Source organism: Okeania sp. SIO2F4 (genome assembly GCF_010672385.1).
GTDB lineage: Bacteria > Cyanobacteriota > Cyanobacteriia > Cyanobacteriales > Microcoleaceae > Trichodesmium.
In genome coordinates this window covers 1-8,372 of record NZ_JAAHGT010000402.1, presented here as the reverse complement: position 1 = coordinate 8,372, position 8,372 = coordinate 1, and the positions used below count along the sequence as shown (strand labels likewise).

Genomic DNA, 8,372 nt, shown 5'->3' with positions numbered 1-8,372 from the left:
GGCATTTCTTGATAGTCTGCTTGAGTAGAAAGTGTTTTTTGTAGGTCATAGTAGGATAGATTTTTCTTGTCAAATATCCAAGACTGACGAACTAAATAATTAGCATGAGTTTAAGAGATTTTTCGACTGGCCAAAGCTGCTTGTTGCTGAGTATTTGAATAAATTCTGTACTTGTAAGCCTTAAACATTTATCGCTTTTCAACTACTCTGATAAAACTGTAACATCAAAATGTAAATTTTGTCTGGTTGGACCAAGCAAAATTTAGTTGAGGGGCCTATGTATCCACACACCAAATCACAGATTATGGTGTTGGACTTATAGCCCCTTAAACTCCCCCTTGTTAAAATTCAACTGATAATTAACTTTAATCCTTCTCCCCCCTTGTTAAAATTCAACTGATAATTAACTTTAATTCCTTAAACATGAGAATACTTGCCCTTGTCCCTGGTGGAATAGGCGACCAAATTTTATTCTTTCCTACTCTGGATGACCTTAAACAATCCTATCCAGAATCTCAAATTGACGTAATTGTAGAGCCTCGCTCTAAGGGTGCATACCGAGTTTGCAAGTCCGTCCGGGATGTCCTAACCTACGACTTTAAAGATGCCAATAGTCTCGCCGACTGGGGCAACCTGCTAGGTATTATGCGCGATCGCGAATACGAAGCCGTAATTTCCCTGGGACAACGTTGGACAGTTGGTCTATTATTATGGTTAACAGGAATTCCTAAACGGGTAGGTTATGCAGGTAATGGAGCAATATTCCTCTCCGATCCTATACCCCTGAAAACTGAACAATATGCAGCTCAGATGTACCATGATTTGTTGCAGGGGATGAACATTACCACCCCTTTCAAAGGAATATCAATTAATGTCCTCAAAGCAGATATTGATTGGGCCGAAGCTGAACAGCAAAGATTAGGAGTTGCAGAAAGTGGTTATATCCTGGTTCATGGTGGATCTAGTCAAATAGCTCAAGTTAAAGGTATCGATAAAATTTATCCTACTAATTACTGGCTGGAGATTATTTCAGAACTGCAACAGAAACAACCTAACTTGCCAGTAGTAGTAGTCAAAGGTCCAGAAGATGCACCATGGGTCAACGAAATTAGAGAATCTTCTTCAGATGTAAAAATAGTCATGCCTGGGGATGTGGGTAAATTAGCTGCTATTATCGCTGGAGCTAATTTAATTTTATGTACTGATAGTGCGCCAATGCACTTGGCAGTTGCAGTTGGGACATATACCATTGCTCTATTTGGTCCAACGGAACCAGAAAAATTATTACCCAAGAGCGATCGGGTAATTGCAGTTAAATCTCCTACAGGGAAAATGGCGGATATTTCACCCCAGGAAGTCCTACAGAAAATTTGGGGCGGAGAGGGTTGAACAATGGAATAGGGGAATAGGTAATAGGGGGAAATATTCTTGAGTCTCTATTCCCTCTTACAGAAATAGAGGCAAGAGGCAAGAGGTAAAAACTTTTGGCGCATGGTGGCCCTCACAATAAATATGTGAGGCTTTTGCGCCAGCAAAAATGGTTGTCGCAAATATAATGCAGCCTAAGCATAGCTTAGGATAACTAGAAAACTTCAAAGCTTTCCTGCTACAGGAAAATCAAAAGTAATCTCTGAGAGGACTTACACAGGGGTACTATATATAGAGTGCAAAAACTAAATTGCTATAGTTTTTGACACTACATACATCCTCTGTGCCTAATTCCTATCTGACTGAATTTTCGGTCCAAGCATAGCTTAGGATAACTAGAAAACTTTAAAGCTTTCCTGCTACAAGAAAATCAAAAGTAATCTCTGAGAGGACTTACACAGGGGTACTATATATAGAGTGCAAAAACTAAATCGCTATAGTTTTTGACACTACATACATCCTCTGTGCCTAATTCCTATCTGACTGAATTTTCAGTCCAAGCATAGCTTAGGATAACTAGAAAACTTTAAAGCTTTCCTGCTACAAGAAAATCAAAAGTAATCTCTGAGAGGACTTACACAGGGGTACTATATATAGAGTGCAAAAACTAAATCGCTATAGTTTTTGACACTACATACATCCTCTGTGCCTAATTCCTATCTGACTGAATTTTCGGTCCAAGCATAGCTTAGGATAACTAGAAAACTTTAAAGCTTTCCTGCTACAGGAAAATCAAAAGTAATCTCTGAGAGGACTTACACAGGGGTACTATATATAGAGTGCAAAAACTAGATCGTTATAGTTTTTGACACTACATACATCCTCTGTGCCTAATTCCTATCTGACTGAATTTTCGGTGCGTAAGTACTCCGCAAATAGCATTTAGTAATATTCCTGCTCTAAATGCCTAGTACCGCTACGCGGAAGTCATGCATCGAGTGCGTAATTCTGAGGATACCTCAGAATGTAAGACGCACTCAAGACAGTCAAAACTATTGATTAGTAAGGCTTTTATAATTTTGTAACAGGTCAGTTATTTCCGCCATTTTGCACCAGTGCTAACTGCTGAGTTCTGCTTCAAAAACCCCCACTGCTATAGTATCCTTCTTGTCTATTGCCTTTAGTCTGGGATTGATACAAAAAATTCCTCTGTCAAATCATACCCCAACATTTGAGACATGGACATTAATCTAGACTGACTAGAAATACCCTTTTGATATAACCACCGTCTCAAAACAAAAATTTTGTGCATCAGAAATATTTCCAAGGCTTCTGGATTATATTGGATACCTTCAGTCCGATGAAATTGGTGGGGTACAAGCATTGCAGTATAACGAGCCAACTCCCCCTCCTTCCAGTTGAGCAAAAATGGCAGCCAAGGATAACGACTGTCTAAACGGATAAACCATAAACGCACTTCTGGAATTTCTGAAAGTTCCCTTGGATCTTGGGGGTCTTGCTGATAGTTAATGGCAAAATTGAGCTGCTGTTCAGAAGAGGCGATCGCCTCTTCTTGCAGCAGTTGAGAGATTATATTTTCAACTGGAGATAAATCCAAGTTATGGATGTGTTCAGTATTCAGGGCGATCGTAATTGTCATCCTAGCTGTAGATAATTTTGACATCTTCCCGACGGTGCGCTTGGGCGACACCGGGGGGTTCCTAAATATCACTATTTAGTTTTCTGCTGCCTCTTGCAGAGGAGCTGGGAAAATATCTGTCAATTTTGATTAATTTACGACCATAGCATATCTGGAAGCTCTTTCAAAAGAGAGAATTATTGAATGTATTGAACCTGCTGATGGTAACTTATACAGAAATATAACTGAACCCCACTCTCATATAAACTGCTTAGATACAAGACAAATTATGGATGTTTATGTACAATTACCCTCAGATTTGCTGGAGAAAATTGAAACACAAACACCTAATTAAAATTACTGAATTTTATGGTCAGTTCTGCCAATATTAGGCACAATAACGGTAAAAAATTAGAGATAAATAGTTTTTTTACCGAGCAGTATAACAGAATCATCTATTAAATCTAATCAGTGATACAATTAAGCATAATTTATAATAAACATCTACCATAGTAGAGCAAAAAAAATTCCAATAGTTTTGGCTGAAAAAAATTTAACTGAATTATTTGAAGATTATCCAATAGTCAAAAAAATGACTTTCTAAAATATAGGTGAATTTGCTAAACTAACTAGTTTTGACTTGAACTAGCTAACCCTTAACCTGTAAACCTCCCTGGTCATGCTTGAGCAAAAACCCAAGTTTAAATTTTCCTTCGGAGGCATTAAAAGCATTCTAGGTGATGGAAAAGGCAAAAAAAATTAGTTCAGCAAATTATTCTCACCTGCTGAAAAATTATTACCATTAGCGGAGTAAATTTCGTTATGTCATTAGAAAATTCACAATCAAAAAACTTGGAGGCAAGTTCCCATACAACCTCTAGAAATGCAGCCAACGGCTACAGTAGTAATTCCCTAGTACAAATAGAAGCAGTAAATACGACCTTACAAGCTTTAGAGCAAGAGGAAAAAAATAGCTCAGAAGTTGAACCAGAAGAAAATTCCCAAAAATCAATAGAAACTCCACCAAAAAAAGGCAAAAAAAATTATTGGGGATGGCAACTAATTTGGTGGAGTATTGCAGCTAGCTTTGGAATTACAGGTGGTGCAGCACTGATGTGGTTATTGGTTAACCCACCCCAACCCAACTGTGAACAAATTTCTCCATTATCAGCAGATGGAAAACGACTTTATTGTGCCCACCAAGCTGCTGAGTCACGAGACCTAGAACAGTTGGAAAAAGCCTTAGCTTTAGTACAAAGTTGGCCAGAAGAACATCCGCTCTATCAACTAGGTCAACAAATGACAGGAGAATGGACTAAGTTAATTATCTCCGTTGCTTATCAAAAGATTAGAGAGGGTAATTTACAGGTAGCTCTGGAGACAGTAGCAAAAATTCCTAAAAACAGTCCAGCTTACCCCAGGGTAGAAGAGGCAGTAGCAGGTTGGAAAAAACAATGGGCAGAAGGTCAATCTCTTTATGATAAGGCTCAAGCAGCTCTCAAAGCTATGGATTGGAATAAAACCTCTGCTTACTCCCTGGCCATGTCAAAATTAGATAATGTTCATTGGCACACTACTAAATATAGAGAATTATTAGAGCGCATCATCTTGGAAAAAAAGGGTTGGCAAATCTTGAAAGATGCTCGTTATTTGATATATAGAAAAACAGCAGACGAATATGGAGAAGCGATCGCTTTAGCCAAAAAAATAGACCCTAGTCTCTACATTCGAGAAAAAGCGGAACAAGATATTCAAAAGTGGGGTCGTACTTTAATCGAAATTGCCACTAAACGTATAGAAGCAAAAGACTTAAAAGGAGCAATAACAGCTATTGAATATATTCCTTCAGAGCATAAACTGAAAAAAGAAGCTGAAGACTTAATATTACTAGGTCATTCTCAAGCAGCAACTTGGAACAAGTCTATGGGAGGGTCTCAAATTGCCAATATGGTAGCCTTGATGGAAGGAAAAGCAGCAGCAGCTAAGATTACTTCAGCTAGCCCATATTATCAACAAGCTCAAACTCAAATTAAGCAGCTCCAACAACAGTTAGACAACTTAACTCATATTCAGCTAGCCAACGCAATGGCTGGTTTGGGTCAACCAGCAGCATTACAATTGGCCATAGACCAAGCTCAAATGGTTGGTCTTAAACAACCAAGGCGAATCCAAGCTCAAACTTTGATTGCTAAGTGGCGCAAAGATATTCTCAAGATAGAAGACCGACCTTATGTGGCTTTAGCTAAACAATTAGCAAAGCAAGAGACTGTTGATAGTTATAATTTAGCGATTAAACAAGCTGGTTATGTTGCCTTGGAGCGTCCACTGAGAATAGAAGCTCAAACATTAATAGCTGAGTGGAATAAACGAGTACAAATTATTGAAGATTCACCATTCTTAGCAGAAGCTAGAGCTTTAGCAAAAGAAGGAAAACTTGGCAAAGCTATTGATGTTGCATATGAGATTGAAAAGGGTCGTGCTTTGTATGAGGAAGCTCAGGATGAAATTTATAAATGGAATACAGAGTTACAAATTGCCCAAGATCGGCCAATTCTTAATCAAGCTTATGGCCTAGCCAAGCAAGGTAGTCTGACTGCTGCTATTAATACAGCTTCTCAAATTGGTTATGGACGTGCTCTGTATTATGAAGCTCAAAATTCTATATCTCGTTGGGTATCTGAACGAGATGCGATATGGGCAGCACAACAAGCTGAGGAAGCTCGGAGACAGCGAGAATATCAACGAGCACGAGAGCGACAATATTATTCGCCAGCTCCACGGAGGTCTTATTCTCCTGCTCCTAGTCGCCAATATTATTCGCCAGCTCCACGGAGGTCTTATTCTCCTGCCCCCAGTCCTCAATATTATTCGCCAGCTCCACGGAGGTCTTATTCTCCTGCCCCCAGTCCTCAATATTATTCACCAGCTCCACAGAGGTCTTATTCTCCTGCCCCAGCTCCTGCTCCAGCTCCAGCTCCCAGTTCGGATGCCTATTTACTTCAAGAATAATCAATCAGTTAATATGGAAGATTTAATTGAGACATTGAGGAAATTTTGAATTTAACATTCATTGGTTATTATATTGTAAGCATTTAGCTCTTAGCGGTCAGCTCTCAGCTTTTTAATAAATGAAGCAAGTATTCGTTTAACTTCTACTACATTTTTAACCACAGAGTTAAAGTACAAGAACGACGAACTTGAGTTGTCAATCTATACAATTGTATAGCGGGAAATGTAGATGTATCTCGGAATCTAATAGCCGATAATGCAGTTCCTCTGTAAGAGGCTAGCTGACCTCTGAATGCTTACATTATATTCTTAAAATATCTCAACCAAAAACCAATTTATGAATAGTGAATCAGCATTAAAATTGCTGCTCATTGATAATGACCCTATCTTTCGGATGGGGTTAAAATTTTCCTGTGAGCAGTTTCCTGACTTAGAAATAGTATTTGAGACAGAAGTAGGGGCAGATGCCTTAAAAAATATTCAAAATTTTATCGCAGAAGATAATAATTTTTTGGTGATTTTAGACATAGAAACCAATAATTTGATTCCTCAAACTACAGAGGAAATTACAGTCTCTGGAATCGACTTTTGTCAACAGCTTAAAACTTCTTACCCTCAGTTACCAATATTATTATTGACATCCTTACAAGATACTTTATTATTGACATTATTACGAGACTTAGGTGTCAATGGTTATTGCCTAAAGGGAATCAGTATTTCTGAGTTAGTAATTATTCTTAGACAAATAGCAAATGGTCAGTCTTATTGGGTAAATATTTCTGGGGTTGAAACTATACAAGAAAAATCCGCTCGACCAACAAATTTAGGTTTAAGAGTTCAAACAAAAAAATTTTTCAATAATCTTCTTGATAATGTCTGTAAGTCTGGGGTAAAACAAATAGATTCTTCTCTCTCGGAAGTAACATCTCAACTCAATGAAAGAGTAAAAAATTTAGATAGAAATAATTTAAATTCTCTACTCAATGTGGCAATAACTTCTGGGCAACGCCGAGAATTACTAACAGCTAGATGGATACTTAGTCATTTGTCACCTAAGTCGGTTAATGCCCAGAAGCAGCAGCAAGCAACAGATGTAAATGGAGATAATTTTGTCTATTCAAACTTGAGAAATATGACAGAATTACCAACACAAAAAATTATTAATTCTGTTAACAATGATGAGCAAGTTGTACTGAGAATAAATTCAGAATTTGTTTCTCCCACCACCACTGAAGCAATGAATTTACAAACAGCTTTATTTGAGTCAACAATAGCAAAATTAAATTCTAATTTAATTAACCTCAGTGGACTACCAATGGAAATTGATATATTACGAGGTTCTAAGAAGCAAGAACTAATTTATATAGCTTTATGTAAATTTGAAGATATTCTCGATGAACTGCGTACTGCTTCTATTCTGATGGAAGAAATTCCCAAACAAAGATATGAGATTGTACAGAATTTGTGGGAATTTACGACCAAATTTTTTGTTGGTGAATACTATCAACTAGAAATTAGTAATGGTATGGGAATTGTTAATGCTTTTGCCGAAGAAATTAAAGTAGAAGTAATGCCAGTTTTATTAAATGATGCTGATAATGTGCATAAGTTTATTCTTGATAAAATTCCTTTAGTTGAAGAGTTAATATCCTACTTATTATTTCAAGTTCCTTTAGTAGTTGATAATGTATCTTTTGCGGTAGGTACTCCTGAAGCTATGGAACGCTCTGAAGCGTTACTCCAAAATTTATTAATTTCAATTGCTAATGCTGTGATTCAGCCTTTATTAAATAATTTTGCAGATGTAGAAGAAATTAAAGAAGATTTTTATAGTCGGCAGTTATTATCAACACGAGATATTGAAAAGTTCCGTAATCGCTTATCCTGGAAATATCGCATAGAAGAATATATTGAAGAACCAAAAGAAATTTTTGAGAGTAACTTTTCCTTATTTGTATTGAATGAACGTGGCATCAAAAAAATATCTATTTATTCACCCCGTAGACATGAATTAGCAAAACTTTCAGGAATTCCATTGACAGTAACATTACTTTTAGAAACTCGTGATGCAATAGCTCCTGGTATTCGGGCAACTGTTTCTTTTATTGGCAGTGGAGTTGTGTATTTACTAACTCAAGTAATTGGGCGTGGTATAGGTTTAATTGGCAGAGGTATTATTCAGGGTGTGGGTAGTTCTTTTCAAGATGCTAAATTTGGTAGAAATAATAATATGGGAGAAGCAAGAAAAAGTCAGCAAGGAAGTAGAAGACAGAAAGGAAGTATTTAGGATAATGAATAATGAATAATTAATAATGAATAATTAATGATTACTTTTGGTTAAAACCAAGAGTATTGC

The 8,372-nt window shown here is 37.1% G+C and carries 5 protein-coding genes; 3 read left to right on the top strand and 2 right to left on the bottom strand.

What is annotated here, in order from left to right:
- Window positions 1-110 precede the first annotated feature (110 nt).
- Window positions 111-188, bottom strand: coding sequence for a helix-turn-helix domain-containing protein (locus F6K22_RS42390; RefSeq protein ID WP_363274200.1), 78 nt, complete (start codon window positions 186-188; stop codon window positions 111-113).
- A 235-nt stretch (window positions 189-423) separates the two neighbouring features.
- Between F6K22_RS42390 and F6K22_RS22950 the strand changes: the two genes are divergently transcribed.
- Complete coding sequence (locus tag F6K22_RS22950) at window positions 424-1,389, top strand: glycosyltransferase family 9 protein (protein ID WP_293103167.1); 966 nt, start codon at window positions 424-426, stop codon at window positions 1,387-1,389.
- 1,159 nt (window positions 1,390-2,548) lie between these two features.
- Here F6K22_RS22950 and F6K22_RS22945 read toward each other — a convergent pair.
- Window positions 2,549-3,028: a CRR6 family NdhI maturation factor gene (locus F6K22_RS22945; protein ID WP_293103170.1), complete on the bottom strand. Its 480-nt coding sequence runs from the start codon at window positions 3,026-3,028 to the stop codon at window positions 2,549-2,551.
- 801 nt (window positions 3,029-3,829) lie between these two features.
- On the opposite strand from F6K22_RS22945, the gene F6K22_RS22935 reads away from it, so the two are divergent.
- Window positions 3,830-6,016 (top strand): hypothetical protein, encoded by a 2,187-nt coding sequence (locus tag F6K22_RS22935; protein WP_293103164.1) that lies wholly within the window; start codon window positions 3,830-3,832, stop codon window positions 6,014-6,016.
- 337 nt (window positions 6,017-6,353) lie between these two features.
- Window positions 6,354-8,303 (top strand): DUF3685 domain-containing protein, encoded by a 1,950-nt coding sequence (locus tag F6K22_RS22930; protein WP_293103161.1) that lies wholly within the window; start codon window positions 6,354-6,356, stop codon window positions 8,301-8,303.
- Window positions 8,304-8,372: the final 69 nt, after the last annotated feature.